This is a genomic window from Micromonospora sp. CNZ309 (assembly GCF_002846525.1).
The window spans coordinates 4,280,259-4,295,078 of the sequence record NZ_PJNG01000001.1 but is presented as its reverse complement, the minus strand read 5'-3'; the positions used below and the strand labels follow the sequence as shown (position 1 = coordinate 4,295,078).

General features: G+C 75.4%; 15 protein-coding genes and 1 riboswitch. Of the genes, 13 read left to right on the top strand and 2 right to left on the bottom strand.

Features of this window, described 5'->3' with window-relative positions:
* Positions 1-47 precede the first annotated feature (47 nt).
* The 4 genes from CLT72_RS17800 (at position 48) to CLT72_RS17785 (ending at position 3,723) form a co-directional block, all read left to right on the top strand.
* Entirely contained in the window at positions 48-1,070 is a 1,023-nt protein-coding gene (locus tag CLT72_RS17800) for a DNA-directed RNA polymerase subunit alpha (RefSeq protein ID WP_013735931.1), read from the top strand.
* A 34-nt stretch (positions 1,071-1,104) separates the two neighbouring features.
* Complete coding sequence (gene rplQ, locus CLT72_RS17795) at positions 1,105-1,665, top strand: 50S ribosomal protein L17 (protein ID WP_101412796.1); 561 nt, start codon at positions 1,105-1,107, stop codon at positions 1,663-1,665.
* A 70-nt stretch (positions 1,666-1,735) separates the two neighbouring features.
* Entirely contained in the window at positions 1,736-2,566 is an 831-nt protein-coding gene (gene truA, locus CLT72_RS17790) for a tRNA pseudouridine(38-40) synthase TruA (RefSeq protein WP_101412795.1), read from the top strand.
* A 104-nt stretch (positions 2,567-2,670) separates the two neighbouring features.
* Positions 2,671-3,723, top strand: coding sequence for a P1 family peptidase (locus tag CLT72_RS17785; protein WP_250101735.1), 1,053 nt, complete (start codon positions 2,671-2,673; stop codon positions 3,721-3,723).
* 94 nt (positions 3,724-3,817) lie between these two features.
* Here the strand turns inward: CLT72_RS17785 and CLT72_RS17780 are convergent, their stop codons facing one another.
* Positions 3,818-4,870: a hypothetical protein gene (locus CLT72_RS17780; RefSeq protein WP_250101736.1), complete on the bottom strand. Its 1,053-nt coding sequence runs from the start codon at positions 4,868-4,870 to the stop codon at positions 3,818-3,820.
* Positions 4,871-5,066: 196 nt separating this feature from the next.
* Between CLT72_RS17780 and CLT72_RS17775 the strand changes: the two genes are divergently transcribed.
* From CLT72_RS17775 to CLT72_RS17765, 3 genes are all read left to right on the top strand, one after another.
* Positions 5,067-5,672 (top strand): class I SAM-dependent methyltransferase, encoded by a 606-nt coding sequence (locus CLT72_RS17775; RefSeq protein WP_088998371.1) that lies wholly within the window; start codon positions 5,067-5,069, stop codon positions 5,670-5,672.
* Positions 5,673-5,713: 41 nt separating this feature from the next.
* Positions 5,714-7,393, top strand: a complete 1,680-nt coding sequence (locus tag CLT72_RS17770) for an ABC-F family ATP-binding cassette domain-containing protein (protein ID WP_101412793.1) — start codon at positions 5,714-5,716, stop codon at positions 7,391-7,393.
* Positions 7,394-7,686: 293 nt separating this feature from the next.
* Entirely contained in the window at positions 7,687-8,649 is a 963-nt protein-coding gene (locus CLT72_RS17765) for an aldo/keto reductase (RefSeq protein WP_199184592.1), read from the top strand.
* A gap of 710 nt (positions 8,650-9,359) precedes the next feature.
* On the opposite strand, the gene CLT72_RS17760 is transcribed toward CLT72_RS17765, so the two are convergent.
* Entirely contained in the window at positions 9,360-10,265 is a 906-nt protein-coding gene (locus CLT72_RS17760) for a DUF559 domain-containing protein (protein WP_101412791.1), read from the bottom strand.
* Positions 10,266-10,386: 121 nt separating this feature from the next.
* Positions 10,387-10,495: riboswitch (TPP riboswitch) on the top strand.
* On the opposite strand from CLT72_RS17760, the gene thiE reads away from it, so the two are divergent.
* The 6 genes from thiE (at position 10,490) to thiD (ending at position 14,815) form a co-directional block, all read left to right on the top strand.
* Entirely contained in the window at positions 10,490-11,116 is a 627-nt protein-coding gene (thiE, locus tag CLT72_RS17755) for a thiamine phosphate synthase (RefSeq protein ID WP_101412790.1), read from the top strand. It overlaps the preceding riboswitch by 6 nt.
* Positions 11,110-12,330 carry a glycine oxidase ThiO gene (thiO, locus tag CLT72_RS17750; protein ID WP_101412789.1) on the top strand — a complete coding sequence of 407 codons (1,221 nt, stop codon included), beginning with the start codon at positions 11,110-11,112 and terminating at the stop codon, positions 12,328-12,330. The genes thiE and thiO overlap by 7 nt, the downstream gene beginning before the upstream one ends.
* Positions 12,321-12,521 carry a sulfur carrier protein ThiS gene (gene thiS / locus CLT72_RS17745; protein WP_101412788.1) on the top strand — a complete coding sequence of 67 codons (201 nt, stop codon included), beginning with the start codon at positions 12,321-12,323 and terminating at the stop codon, positions 12,519-12,521. Before thiO ends, thiS begins: the two co-directional genes overlap by 10 nt.
* 4 nt (positions 12,522-12,525) lie before the next feature.
* Positions 12,526-13,296, top strand: a complete 771-nt coding sequence (locus CLT72_RS17740; protein ID WP_101412787.1) for a thiazole synthase — start codon at positions 12,526-12,528, stop codon at positions 13,294-13,296.
* A 71-nt stretch (positions 13,297-13,367) separates the two neighbouring features.
* A complete protein-coding gene (locus CLT72_RS17735; protein ID WP_350820918.1) occupies positions 13,368-14,030 on the top strand; it encodes a thiamine phosphate synthase in 663 nt (220 codons plus the stop codon).
* Entirely contained in the window at positions 14,027-14,815 is a 789-nt protein-coding gene (gene thiD / locus CLT72_RS17730; protein WP_101412786.1) for a bifunctional hydroxymethylpyrimidine kinase/phosphomethylpyrimidine kinase, read from the top strand. The genes CLT72_RS17735 and thiD overlap by 4 nt, the downstream gene beginning before the upstream one ends.
* Positions 14,816-14,820: the final 5 nt, after the last annotated feature.

Sequence of the window (14,820 nt, the reverse complement as noted above, 5' to 3'; positions counted from 1 at the left end):
TTGTCGTGGGCGTCATATGGCGGGCGCCCCGGAAGAGAAGAGAAGACATGCTCATCAGCCAGCGACCGACTCTCTCCGAGGAGTCGATCAACGAGACCCGGTCCCGGTTCACCATCGAGCCGCTGGAGCCGGGCTTCGGCTACACCCTGGGCAACTCGCTGCGGCGTACGCTGCTGTCGTCGATCCCGGGTGCGGCGGTCACCTCGATCAAGATCGACGGCGTGCTGCACGAGTTCACCACGATCCCCGGTGTCAAGGAGGACGTGGTCGAGCTCGTCATGAACATCAAGGAGCTCTGCGTCAGCTCCGAGCACGACGAGCCGGTCAGCATGTACCTGCGCAAGCAGGGCCCGGGCGACGTGACGGCGGGCGACATCCAGCCGCCGGCCGGCGTCTCGGTGCACAACCCGGACCTGAAGCTCGCCACCCTCAACGGCAAGGGCCGGCTCGACATGGAGCTGACCGTCGAGCGGGGTCGCGGCTACGTCACGGCTGCCCAGAACAAGCAGGCCGGCGCCGAGATCGGCCGGATCCCGGTCGACTCGATCTACTCGCCGGTGCTGAAGGTGACGTACCGCGTCGAGGCGACCCGTGTCGAGCAGCGGACCGACTTCGACCGGCTGATCATCGACGTCGAGACCAAGCCGTCGATGGGCCCGCGTACCGCGCTGGCCTCCGCCGGCTCGACGCTGGTGGAGCTGTTCGGCCTGGCCCGGGAGCTGGACGAGACCGCCGAGGGCATCGACATCGGGCCGTCCCCGCAGGACGCCCAGCTCGCGGCCGACCTGGCGCTGCCGATCGAGGAGCTGGACCTGACCGTCCGCTCCTACAACTGCCTCAAGCGCGAGGGCATCAACTCCGTTGGTGAGCTCATCGGGCGTACCGAGGCCGACCTCCTCGACATCCGCAACTTCGGTCAGAAGTCGATCGACGAGGTCAAGATGAAGCTCGCCGGGATGGGTCTGGGGCTGAAGGACTCGGCCCCGAACTTCGACCCGGCGCACGTCGTGGACGCCTTCGGCGAGGCCGACTACGACACCGACGACTATCGCGAGACCGAGCAGCTCTAGTCCGCGCTGCCGCCACACCTGAGGAGCACCAAGCATGCCCACGCCCACCAAGGGCCCCCGCCTCGGCGGCAGCCCCGCGCACGAGCGGCTGATGCTGGCCAACCTGGCCACCGCGCTGTTCCAGCACGGCAAGATCAAGACCACCGAGACGAAGGCCCGGCGGCTGCGTCCGCTGGCCGAGCAGCTCATCACCAAGGCCAAGCGCGGCGACCTGGCGTCCCGCCGGCGGGTGCTGGGCGTCGTCAAGGACAAGGACGTGGTCTACGCCCTGTTCGACCAGATCGCCCCCCGGTTCGCCACCCGCAACGGTGGCTACACCCGGATCGTGAAGACCGGTCCGCGCAAGGGTGACAACGCGCCGATGGCGATCATCGAGCTGGTCGAGGAGCTTCAGGTCGCCGAGCCGAAGGCGAACAAGAAGACCGCTGCCCGCAAGGCCGCGCAGCAGGACAAGGTCGAGGCGCTCGCCCCGGCCGAGGAGGCCCCGAAGCCGGACTCGGGCGACCAGGACGCCGAGGCGCCCGTGTCGGCGTCCGGCGACACCGCCGCCGCCCGCGAGGACAGCGACGAGGCCGGCGAGAACGACAAGGCCTGATCCAGGCCACCGTCGGGCCCGGCACCCCCACGTGGGGTGCCGGGCCCGACCCCGTGAGGCGGAGGTACGAGTGGACGAGCGCACCCGGCTGCGGCTGGACGTCGCGTACGACGGGTCGGGGTTCTCCGGCTGGGCGGCCCAGCCGACGCGGCGTACGGTCGCCGGGGTGCTCGTGGAGAACCTCGACCTGGTGCTCGGCGCGGGAACGGCGACCGGGCTGACCGTGGCGGGCCGCACAGACGCCGGGGTGCACGCCACGGGGCAGGTCTGTCACGTCGACCTGCCGAGCGCCGTGTGGCGCGAGCAGGACGGGCGGCTGCTGCGCCGACTGGCCCGACTGCTCCCCACCGACGTGCGGGTACGCGCGATGACCGAGGTGCCCGCCGACTTCGACGCCCGGTTCTCGGCCACCTTCCGCCGCTACGAGTACCGCGTGACCGACGCGCCGTGGGGCGCCGAGCCGCTGCGCCGGCACGAGATCCTGGCCTGGCCGAAGCCGCTGGACCTGACCGCGTTGAACGCCGCCGCCGCCGGGCTGGTGGGGGAGCACGACTTCGCCGCGTACTGCCGGCGCAAGGAGCACGCCACCACGCTGCGCGAGGTGACCCGGCTGGACTGGCGGCGGGACCCCGACGGCATCCTCGTGGCCACCGTGCAGGCCGACGCGTTCTGCCAGGCGATGGTGCGCAGCCTCGTCGGCGCCATGCTGGTCGCCGGGGACGGGCGCCGGCCGGTCGAGTGGCCGGGCAGCCTGCTGGCCCGCCGGGAACGCTCCAGCGAGGTGACCGTCGCGCCGGCGCACGGGCTGACCCTGGTCGCCGTCGGCTACCCCGGGGACCCGGCCGAGTACGCCCGCCGCGCCGAGGCGACCCGCCGGCTGCGCGTACCCGTGGAGGGCTGACCGCCCGGGGCCCGCCTCCCGGCCGCCGGGCCGGGCCCGGCCGGCGCCCGCACGGGCCGCGCGCCGGCCCGGCAGCGCATCGTCGACCTGAAGGAGTGGAAGCAGTGCAGGAGCCTCGCCGTTGCCGGGAACTCGGCATCGTCGTCGGAGCGATGCCGACGGGACCGCTGAACGCCGTGACCGACGTGCCCGGGGTCCGGGTGGGGCACACCACGCTGGTCGAGAGCGACGGCATCCGCAGCGGGGTGACGGCGATCGTGCCGGACCAGTTGACCGACCGCCGGTCGCTGCCGGCGGGCCTGTTCGTGGGCAACGGGCACGGCAAGATGGTCGGCGCGACCCAGGTCGCCGAGCTGGGCGAGATCGAGACCCCCGTGGTGCTGACCGCGACGCTGTCGACGTTCCGGGCTGCGGACGCGCTGCTCACCTACATGCTCGCGCAGCCGGGCCGGGAGACGGTCGGGTCGCTGAACCCGGTGGTGGCGGAGACCAACGACGGGTACCTGTCCGACATCCGGGCGCGGCCGGTGCGGGCGGAGCACGTCCTCGCCGCGCTGTCGGAGGCCAGCGGCGGGCTGCCCGCGGAGGGCGCCGTCGGCGCCGGTACGGGCACGGCCGCGCTCGGCTTCAAGGCGGGCATCGGCACGTCCTCGCGGCGCGCCGCGACCTCACGCGGCACGGTCACCGTCGGTGTGCTGGTGCAGGCCAACTTCTCCGGCGTGCTACAGGTTCTCGGGGTGCCGGTCCGGCCCGAGCAGGTGGGGGTGCCGACCCTGGCGCGCCCCGGCCGGCCCGAGCACCCGGGCAACTCCTGCGTCATCGTGGTCGCCACGGACGGCCGCCTCGACGCGCGCCAGCTGGGTCGCGTCGCCCGCCGGGCCATCTTCGCCATGGCGCGCGTCGGCTCGGACTTCGCCGGTGGCAGTGGCGACTACGCCCTGGCGTTCTCCACCGCGGACACGCAGACCCCGACGGCGCCGGAGTCCGACCTGGAACCGGTCTTCGCGGCGGTGCTGGAGGCCGTCGAGGAGGCGCTGCTGAACTCGCTGTTCATGGCGCGTACCACCGTCGGCGTCGAGGGGCGGGTCAAGTACGCCGTCCCGCACGACCGGATGCTCGACCTGCTCCGGGCGCACCGGGTCGAACTGCGGGCGTGAGCCGGGTCCGACGCGGGGGCGCGGCGACTGACCGGCCGTACGCCCGAGCGGGTGCGCGGCCGTGGGCCACGCACCCGTTCCCGTCGTGATCCGGTCAGTCTTCCCCGTCCTGGGTGCCGGTGTCGCCCGCGCCCTCGTCGGTCGGCTGGCCGGCCGTGCCGCCGGCGGCACGGCGCTCCAGCACGCCCCGGTTGAGGTGCAGCTCGATCATGTCGAAGAGGATCTCTCGGGCCTTCGTGTCGCCGGACCTGATCGTCTCGCCGTCGCTGCGGGCCACCACCGCGTACGCGAGATAGTGGCCGCGCACCTGCCAGCCGACGCGGGCCGGCGCGGTGGCGATCGCCGTGCTGTCCTCGTTGGCCGCCATGCCCCGGAACCGGCCCTCCCGCTCGTCGAGCAGCAGCCGGATGCGGTCGCGGGCGCGTTCGGCGTTGGCCCGGTCGGTCAGGTTGAACAACCCGGTGGTGACGAGATGGTCGCCGTCGGACGTCCGCAGCGTGGCCCGGACCACCTGGGTGCAGCCGAGGCGGACCAGCAGGTCGGCGACCTCACCGGTGGCCGCCACCGCGCAGCTGGCGCTGGACTGCGTCTTCAACACCCGGTAGGCGGGCTCGCCGTCGGCGACGACGAGCTGCCTGCCGGGGAAGAGCTCCTTGGCGGTCAGCGGCGCCTGGTCGGTGTCCCGGGAGTCGAGGGCCTGCGGCTCGACCCCGGCGGACTCGGCCACCTCCGGCTGGGCCGTGGGCGTGGCCTGCGGGTTCTTGCCGCGCTCGGCCAGCAGGGCGGCGGCGCCGAGGCCGCAGAGCGCGAGCAGCGCGAGGACGGCCGCGCCGCCGACCACGACCTGCCACAGCCGACCGCCGCCGCCCCGCTGCCGACCCGCCGACGTGGGCGGCTCGGCAGGCCCGGCCGGCGCGAGCGGCGGGGCCGGCGGGGGCGGCCCGACCGGCGCCTGCGCCTGCACGTGGGCGGTCAGCGGCGGCGACACCTGCGCGGCGGCGCGGACCGGCTCCTGGGCGGAGGGCAGCACGAGCCGGTTGGCGCGGGGCAGCGACGGCGTCGGGAAACGGGAGGGGGAGGGCCCGGCCGGGGGAGGCGGACCGGCACCGAGCACCGACCGGTCGGACCCGGGCTCCGGGGACTCCATGAATGCGTCCTCATCGGACTCGTACCGATACACCATGCCGCCCAGAGTAGGAGGCATTGTCCCTTTAGGGGTAAATAACGGGTAAATTGCGTGCGGGGTCGTTTCGTGCCGTGCCGCCGTCGCCGCGCCTCCCGGCGTGGGCCCGGGCCGCCGGGCCCACGCCGCCGGGCCGGGCGACGGTGCGAGAATTGCCGGCGTGACCGGCGAACACTACTTCACCGCTGAACCCACGACCGCCGCCAATCCGCGCGAGGTCGAGTTCTCCGTCGCCGGCCGCGACTACACCTTGGCCTCCTCCGCCGGCGTCTTCTCCGCCGCGCGCCTCGACCCCGGCACGGCCGTGCTGCTGCGCAAGGCCGAACTGCCGTCCGCGGAAACCACCGGCGCCCTGCTCGACCTCGGCTGCGGCTTCGGCCCGATCACCTGCGTGCTCGCCAGCTCCGCGCCGTCGGCGACCGTGTGGGCCGTCGACGTCAACGAACGGGCCCGCGAACTCACCGCGGCCAACGCGGCGCGGGTCGGCGCGGCCGACCGGGTGCGCGTCGCCGCGCCGGACGACGTACCGGCCGACCTGACCCTGGCCGAGATCTGGTCCAACCCGCCGATCCACGTCGGCAAGGACGAACTGCACGGGATCCTGCTGCGCTGGCTGCCCCGGCTCGCCCCGGACGGCGTCGCCTGGCTGGTGGTGGCCCGCTACCTCGGCGGTGACTCGTTGCAGCGTTGGCTGGTCGAGCAGGGCTGGCAGGTGGGGCGGCACGCCAGCCAGAAGGGCTACCGGGTGCTGCGGGTCACCCGGTAAATGGTTGGGCCGCCCGGCCCCTGCTCGGGCAGGATGCCGACGTGGGATACGTGGACGTGGCAGCGGTCGGGCACATCCTTCCCGACGGCCGGGAACTCTTCTCCGACGTGTCGTTCCGCGTCGGGGAGGGCGCCAAGGTCGCCCTGGTCGGGCCCAACGGCGCAGGCAAGACGACGCTGCTGCGGATGGTCGCCGGCGACCTGCCGGTGAAGACCGGCGCGATCGCGCGGGCCGGCGGGCTGGGCGTCATGCGCCAGTTCATCGGGATGATCGGCGACGAGTCCACGCTGGCCGACCTGGCGCTGTCGCTGGCCCCGCCGGCGCTGCGCGACGCCGGCCGCCGCCTGGCCGAGACCGAGGCGGCCATGCGCGCGGCCGAGATCCGCGGCAAGTACAGCACCGCCGCCGGCAAGGCCCAACTGGCGTACGCGGACGCGCTCGCGGCCTGGGGCGAGGTCGGCGGGTACGACGCCGAGGTGCTCTTCGACACGGTCGCCACCATCGTGCTCGGCCTGCCCTGGGACAGCGCCCGGGAACGGGGGGTCCGGACGCTCTCCGGCGGCCAGCAGAAGCGCTTCGCCCTCGAACTGCTGCTGCGCGGCCCCGACGAGGTGCTGCTCCTCGACGAGCCGGACAACTTCCTCGACGTGCCGGGCAAGCGCTGGCTGGAGGCACGGCTGCGCGATTCCGGCAAGTCGGTGCTCTACGTCTCGCACGACCGGGAGCTGCTCGCCCAGACCGCCGACCGGGTGGTCGCCGTGGAGGGCGGCAGCGCCTGGGTGCACCCGGGCGGCTTCGCCAGCTGGCACTCCGCGCGGGTGGCCCGGCACGCCCGCCTCGACGAGCTGCGCAAGCGGTGGGACGAGGAACACCAGAAGCTGCGCGAGCTGATGCTGATGTACAAGCAGAAGGCCGCGTACAACGACGGGATGGCGTCGCGCTACCAGGCCGCGCAGACCCGGCTGCGCAAGTTCGAGGAGGCCGGGCCGCCGCCCGTACCGCCGAAGGACCAGGACATCCGGATGCGGCTGACCGGCGGGCGGACCGGCAAACGCGCGGTCATCTGCGAGCAGCTCGAGCTCGACGGCCTGACCTTCCCGTTCGACCTGGAGATCTGGTACGGCGACCGGGTCGCGGTGCTCGGCGCCAACGGCACGGGCAAGTCGCACTTCCTGCGGCTGCTGGCCCGCGGCGGCAGCGACCCCGACCCCGCCAACGGCCCCGTCGACGGCGCCGCCGCGCTCGCCCCGGTGGCCCACGACGGGGTGGCCCGGCTCGGCGCGCGGGTACGCCCGGGGCACTTCTCGCAGACCCACGATCGGCCGGAGCTGACGGCGAAGACCCTCGTCGAGATCCTCTGGCGCGGCGACGAGCACCGGGCCGGCATGGACCGGCACGCCGCGATGGCGGCGCTGAGCCGCTACGAGCTGGCCGGGCAGGGCGACCAGCGCTTCGGCACCCTCTCGGGCGGGCAGCAGGCCCGCTTCCTGGTGCTGCTGCTGGAGCTGTCCGGCGCGACGCTGCTGCTGCTCGACGAGCCCACCGACAACCTCGACCTGGCCTCGGCGGAGGCGCTGGAGGCCGGGCTGACCGCGTTCGAGGGGACCGTGGTGGCGGTGACCCACGACCGCTGGTTCACCCGCACCTTCGACCGGTTCGTGCTGTTCCGGGGCGACAACGAGGTGGTGGAGACCCCGGAGCCGGTCTGGGACGTGGCGTGATCCCCGCCGACCCCGCCGCCGTCGCCCTTCCGTCCCCGTCACCGTCGCCCTCCCCGCCGCCGTCGCCCTTCCGTCCCCGTCACCGTCGCCCTCCCCGCCGCCGTCGCCCTTCCGTCCCCGTCACCGTCGCCCTCCCCGCCGCCGTCGCCCTTCCGTCCCCGTCACCGTCGCCCTCCCCGCCGCCGTCGCCCTTCCGTCCCCGTCACCGTCGCCCTCCCCGCCGCCGGCGTGCGCGGCTGACCAGGGCGGGTCGGTTGCCAGCTCCTCGGCGTGCGGCTCGTGGCCGGCATAGGGTGGATCTCGTGACAGAGATGACCTACCGCCGGTTGGGCGACTCCGGGCTCGTGGTGTCCGTGGTCGGCGTCGGCTGCAACAACTTCGGCCGCAAGCTCGACCTCGACGGCACCCGGGCGGTGGTCGACGCCGCGCTCGACGCCGGGATCAACTTCTTCGACAGCGCCGACATCTACGGCGAGCCGCAGGGCGGCTCCGAGGAACTGCTGGGCCAGGCGCTCAGGGGCCGGCGCGACGACGTGGTGGTGGCGACCAAGTTCGGCATGGACATGAACGGCATGAACGGCCCCGACTTCGGTGCCCGGGGCGCGCGCCGCTACATCGCCCGGGCGGTGGAGGCGTCGCTGCGCCGGCTCGGCACCGACCACATCGACCTGTACCAGATGCACGAGCCCGACCCCGGCACCCCGATCGACGAGACGCTCGCCGCGCTCGACGACCTCGTGCGCGCCGGCAAGGTCCGCTACCTGGGCAACTCCAACTTCGCCGGCTGGCAGATCGCCGACGCCGACTGGGTGGCCTCGTCGAACGGCCGGTCCCGGTTCGTCAGCGCGCAGAACCACTACAGCCTGCTGGAGCGTGGCGTCGAGGCCGAGGTGGTGCCGGCGTGCGAGCGGTTCGGCCTCGGGCTGCTGCCGTTCTTCCCGCTGGCCAACGGGCTGCTCACCGGCAAGTACAAGCGCAACGAGGCCCCGCCGGCCGGCAGCCGCCTCGCCGGTGGCGGCCGGTACGCGCAACGCCTCGCCGCCGCCGACTGGGACACCATCGAGGCGATCGAGGCGTACGCCGCCGAGCGGGGGCTGTCGATGCTCCAGGTGGCCATCGGCGGGCTGGCCGCCCAGCCGGCGGTGACCTCGGTGATCGCCGGCGCCACCACGCCGGAGCAGGTACGCGCCAACGCGGAGGCGGGCACCTGGCAGCCCACCGACGAGGACCTCGACGCCCTGCGCGCGATTCTCTGAGCCACGTCGACACCGTCCCGGTACCGCAGCCCTGCGCCACCACCCGCCCACCGGCCCACCCGCCCACCGGCCCGCCCGCCCGGCCGGCCCGCCGACCCGCCGGCCCGCCCGCCCGGCCGGCCCGCCGACCCGCCGGCCCGCCCGGCCGGCCGGCCCGCCCACCCGCCGGCCCGCCCGGCCGGCCCGCCCGCCCGCCGACCCGCCCGCCCGCCGACCCGCCGGCCCGCCCACCCGCCGGCCCGGCCGGCCGAGGGTGAGCTGCGGGGTCTGCGGGCGGCTGAGTGGAACGTCACGGGTGTCACCTGGCCCCGGAGACACCCACCATGTTCCACCGACGCTGACGCTGACGCTGACGCTGACGCTGACGCTGACGCTGACGCCGACGCCGACGCTGACGCCGGTGCCGGTGCCGGCGCCAGGGGCGGGGTGCAGCCCCCTACCGCGTGCCCGTGAGTGGAACGTCATGGGTGTCAAGGGGTGGAGGAGGCACCCATGGTGTTCCACCGGGCCGGCCGACCGTTCGGCCAGGCGACCGACCGGCCGCCCGGTCTGACCTGCCACCCGGTTACCGGGCGGCGATCGGGCCGGGCGGCCACCCGGTTACCGGGCGGCCATCGGGCCGGGCGGCCGGCCATTCCGGCCTACCGGCCGAGCAGTGGTCCGGCTGGCTGGCAGATGGGCCGGCCACCCCGTGGCGTGGCGTCGATGGGTCAGGTGGAGGTGTGGCGCTCGCGGAGGGCCTGGCTCACCAGGGCGGCGGTGCGGGCCCGGTGTCGGAGCACGTCGTCGGCGGTGAAGCGGAGGACGATCCAGCCGGCCGCGCGCAGCGCGTTCAGCCGGGCGACGTCCTGACGGAAGTGGGTGCGCTCCCGGTGGTGGTCGCCGTCGTACTCGACCGCGACGCGCAGGGCCGGCCACGCCAGGTCGACCCGGCCGACGAAGCGCCCGACGGCGTCGCGTACGTCGTGCTGGGCGATCGCGGGTGGTAGCCCCGCGTCGAGCAGGAGGAGCCGGAGACGGGTCTCCATCGGGGACTCGGCCAGCGGTTCCGCCAGGGCCAGGACCTCCCGCAGCAGGGACAGCCCGGGCCAACCGGGCCGCGCGTCGGCGTACGCGCGCAGCGTGGCGAGCTTCACCACCCGACGGTGCAGCAGCGCGTCCACGGCGACCAGAGCCTCGTCCCGAGGGGTCTGGCGGCCCAGGTCGAAGGCGGTGCGCAGGGGAGTGGTGACGGGCAGGCCGCCGAAGCGCGTACGGTCGGAGTCAGGCACCACGGATCGGGTCACCCGGAGACGAGGGTGGGGGTGCATCCGTGCGGCGCGTGGCAGCAGGACGGTGACCGGCGCGTCCCGGGCCAGCAGGTCGACGCCCCACAGGTACGCGGCGCTGCGGCCGGCGATCGCCCCGCCGATCGGCAGCGCCAGTGCGACCGCGTCGCACCACATGCGGTGGTCGTCGGCGCGGTAGCCGTCGCGGTGCACGTACACGTCAGGGTGGAGCCGCCGCCAGGACGGACCGCGCAGCATCGTCCAGGTCAGGAGGCCGTCGGCGATCGCGGTGCTGGCCCGGAACGGCAGGAAGGCCAGGCGGGGCGGTACCCGGGCGGCGGAGGGCATCCGGACAGCATCGCGTGACGGGACGGCCACGCGCCGCCCGTCCCTCGGGTTCGGGCGGTCGGTGTGAAATCCGCAGCTCGACCTTGGCGGATCCGGCGATCCGTCGTACGGTGACACCCGCAAGTGACCCACGGGAGCCCGGTACACCGGGCTGAGAGGGGGGCTGTGAGCCCCCGACCGTCGAACCTGATCCGGGTAATGCCGGCGCAGGGAGGAGTGTTGCCGTGCCGTCCCTCGGACGACTGCATCTCATCACCGACACCCGCCCCGGGCGGGATCCGCTCGCCGTGCTGCGGGCCGCCCTTCCGGTGGCCCGCGCGGAACTGGTCGTGCAGGTCCGGGTGACCGACGACGCCACCGACCGGGAGGCGTACGACCTGGCCCGCCGGGTCGTCGCGCTCTGCGCCCGGTACGACGCCGCCTGCCTGGTGAACGACCGGCTGCACGTGGCGCTGGCGGTGGGTGCCGCCGGTGGGCACGTCGGCGCGGACGACCTGCCGGTCGGGGCGGCCCGCCGGGTGCTCGGCGCGACGGCGGTGCTCGGCGCGACCGCCCGCGAGCCGGGTACGGCGGCCGAGGCGGTCGCCGCCGGAGCCAGCTACCTGGGCGTGGGCCCCTGCAACGCCACCAGCACCAAGGATGGGCTGCCGGCGCCGATCGGCCCGGCCGGGGTGCGCGCCGTCGCCGCCGCCGTGGACGTGCCGGTCGTCGCGATCGGCGGGGTGACCGCCGCCGACGTACCCGCGCTGCTGGCGGCCGGGGCGTACGGGGTGGCGGTGGTGGGGGCGCTCTCCGGGGCGGCCGATCCGGCCCGGGCGACGGCGGAGCTGCTGGGAGCCCTGGGGTGCTGAACCGGCCGGACGTCGCCGTGCTGGGGGCGGGACCGGTCGGGCTGGCGATCGCCTGGCGTTGCGCGCAGCGCGGACTGCGGGTCGTCGTGCACGATCCCGCCCCGGGCTCCGGCGCGTCCCGTGTGGCCGCCGGGATGCTCGCCCCGGTCGCGGAGGCGTACTTCGGCGAGCACGAGCTGACCGGGCTGCTGACCGCCTCCGCCGCCCGCTGGCCGGCGTTCGCCGCCGAGCTGACGGCCGCCACCGGCGTGGACGTCGGCTACCGGAGCGAGGGCACGCTGATGGTCGGGCTGACCGCCGACGACCTGGCCGAGGCGCGCCGGCTGTGGGCGCACCAGCAGGGGATCGGGCTGCCGGTGACGCCGCTGCGCCCGTCGGCGCTGCGGGACCGCGAGCCGGCGCTGGCCCCCCGGGTGCGCGGCGGGGCGTTCGCCGCCACCGACCACCAGGTCGACCCGCGCCGGCTGGTGCCGGCGCTGCGCGTGGCCGCCGAGCGGGCCGGCGCCGCGCTGGTGCCCGCCGCCGTGCGTGCCCTGTCCGACGTGGACGCCCGGGTCACGGTCGTCGCGGCCGGCTGCGGCGCGGCGGCCCTGACGGGACTGCCGGTGCGACCGGTGAAGGGGCAGGTGGTCCGGCTCCGCGCGCCCGGCGGCGGCGCGCCGGGCTTCCGGCACGTCATCCGGGGGTACGCCGACGGCGAGCACGTCTATCTCGTCCCCCGCGTCGACGGGGAGGTGGTGGTGGGCGCGACCGTCGAGGAGCGCTCCGACACCGACGTCTCCGCCGGGGCGGTGCTGCGCCTGCTCCGCGCCGCCGTCGACCTGCTGCCCGAGCTGGCCGAGTACGACCTGCTGGAGACCCTCGCCGGCCTGCGCCCCGGCACCCCCGACAACGCCCCGATCCTCGGCCCGCTGCCCGGCCGGCCCGGCGTGCTCGCCGCGACCGGGCACCACCGGCACGGCATCGTGCTCACGCCGGTCACCGCCGACCTGATCGCCGACCTGGTCGTCACGGGCGCGGTGGACCCGCTGCTCGCCCCCTTCACCCCGGCCCGGTTCGCGCCGTCCGCTGCCGCCGCACCGTCCGCACCCGCCGGGCCGGTTGTCGCCGCCGCGCCGTCCGCCGTCGGGCCTGCGGGATCCGCCGGGTCGGACGCCGCGGCGGCCGGGCGGGCCGGTCCTTTCGTACCCGAGGAGGAGCACACGTGGAACTGACGGTGAACGGCGCCGGGCGCGACCTGCCCGGCGGCTCGACGGTGGCGGACCTCGTCCGCGCGGTCACCGACCAGCAGCGCGGCCTCGCCGTCGCGGTCAACGGCGAGGTGGTGCCGCGTACGGGCTGGTCGGCGACCGTGCTGCGCGACGGCGACCGCGTCGAGGTGCTCAGCGCCGCGCAGGGCGGGTGACGGGGTGAGCTTCGACCTGGGTGGCGTGAGCTTCACGTCCCGGCTGATCCTCGGCACCGGCGGCGCGGCCAACCTGCGGGTGCTGGAGGACGCGATCCGCGCCTCCGGCACCGAACTGGTCACCCTGGCGCTGCGCCGGGTCGACACCGCCCCCGGCACCGCCGGCGGACTGCTGGACCTGCTGGACCGCTGCGGCGTGCGGCTGCTGCCGAACACCGCCGGCTGCTACACGGCGGGCGAGGCCGTCAAGGTGGCGCGCCTGGCCCGGGAGGCGTTCGGCACGGACTGGGTGAAGCTGGAGGTGATCGGCGACGAACGCACGCTGCTGCCCGACGGGGTGGAGCTGCTGCGCGCCGCCGAGGAGCTCGTCGAGGACGGGTTCGTGGTGCTGCCGTACACGTCGGACGATCCGGTCCTGGCACGCCGGCTGGCCGACGTCGGCTGTGCCGCGGTGATGCCGGCGGGCGCGCCGATCGGCTCCGGCCTGGGCGTGTCGAACCCGCACCACATCCGGCTGATCCGGCAGTGCGTCGACGTGCCCGTGATCCTGGACGCCGGCATCGGCACCGCCTCCGACGCCGCGCTCGCCATGGAGCTGGGCTGCGACGCCGTGCTGCTCGCCAGCGCGGTCACCCGCGCCGCCGACCCAGTGGCGATGGCCACCGCGATGCGGTACGCGGTCGAGGCGGGCCGGCTCGCGTACGGGGCGGGTCGCATCGCCCGACGCTTCCACGCGCTCGCCTCCACCCCCGACGAGGGACGGCCGGACCTGTGACCGCCAGCCCCGGTCCCGCTATCGCGGATCCTGGCACGGAAGGGCCCCTGGAGGGGCCGTTTCCCACCAGGATCTCGGGCGGGCCGGCCGGCGTCCTGCTGCTGACCGACCGGTGGCAGGCGCGGCGGCCGCTGGCCGAGGTCGTGGCGGGGGCGGCGGCCGGGGGAGTGCGGTGGGTGGTGCTGCGGGAGAAGGACCTGCCCCGGGCCGAGCGCGCCGCCCTCGCCGTCGACCTGCGCGCGATCCTCGCCGAGGCGGGCGGCACGCTGATCGTCGCCGGCCCCGACCCGCTCGGCGGGGACGCCGTGCACCTGCCATCGGCGGGACCGTACCCGCCGCCGCGCCTCGGCCTGGTGGGCCGCTCCTGCCACGACCGGGCGGAGCTGGCGCGCCTGACCACGGAGGACTACGCCACCCTCTCGCCCGTGTACCCGACGAGCACCAAGCCCGGCTACGGTCCACCGCTACGCCCGGACGGGCTCGGCGCGCTCATCGCGGTCAGCCCCGTGCCGGTCCTGGCGCTCGGCGGAGTGCAGAGCCCGGACCAGGTGGCCGCCTGCGTCGAGGCGGGTGCCGTGGGGGTGGCGGTGCTGGGCGCCGTGATGCGCGCCGACGACCCCGAGGCGGCGGCAGCCACCCTCACGGCAGCCGCCGCCACCGCGCAGCCTTCAAACGCGACGACCACGCAGGCCCCGCGCGAGCTCCCGTACGCGACCACGGAAGAGGAACGATGACCCCGACGACCGTGCTCACCATCGCCGGCTCGGACTCCGGCGCCGGCGCCGGCATCCAGGCCGACCTGAAGGTCTTCGCGGCCCTCGGCGCGTACGGCACCAGCGTGCTCACCGCCGTCACCGCGCAGAACACGCGGGGCGTCGACGCCGTGCTGCCGCTGCCGCCGCGCACGGTCACCGAGCAGCTCGACAGCGTGCTCGCCGACTTCGCCGTCGGGGCCGCCAAGACGGGCATGCTCGGCACCCCGGCGGTCGCCGACGCGGTGGCCGACGCCGCGAAGGACGGACGGCTGCCGCACCTCGTCGTCGACCCGGTGCTCGTCGCCACCAGCGGGCACCGGCTGGGCGTGGTCGCGGCCGTCGAGCGGCTGCTGCCGTACGCCGAGGTGGCCACGCCGAACTGCGCGGAGGCCGCGGCCATCACCGGACGCCCGGTGACCACGGTCGAGGAGATGGTCGCCGCCGCCGAGGCGCTCGCGGCCGGCGGCCCGGCGCACGTGGTGGTGACCGGCGGCGACGTGGACGCCGACGGTGAGGCGGTCGACGTGCTGCACGGCAGCGGTGTCACCACCCTGCTGCGCGGGCCCCGGGTCGACACCCGGCACAACCACGGCACCGGGTGCTCGTTCTCGGCGGCGATCGCCGTGCGGCTGGCCCTCGGCGACCCGGTGCCGACGGCGGTCGCCGCCGCCAAGGAGTACGTCTTCCGCGCGCTGACCGGCGCGCGGGACTGGGAGCTGGGCGCGGGACGCGGCCCGCTGGACCACTTCGGCTGGTCCGCTTGATCACC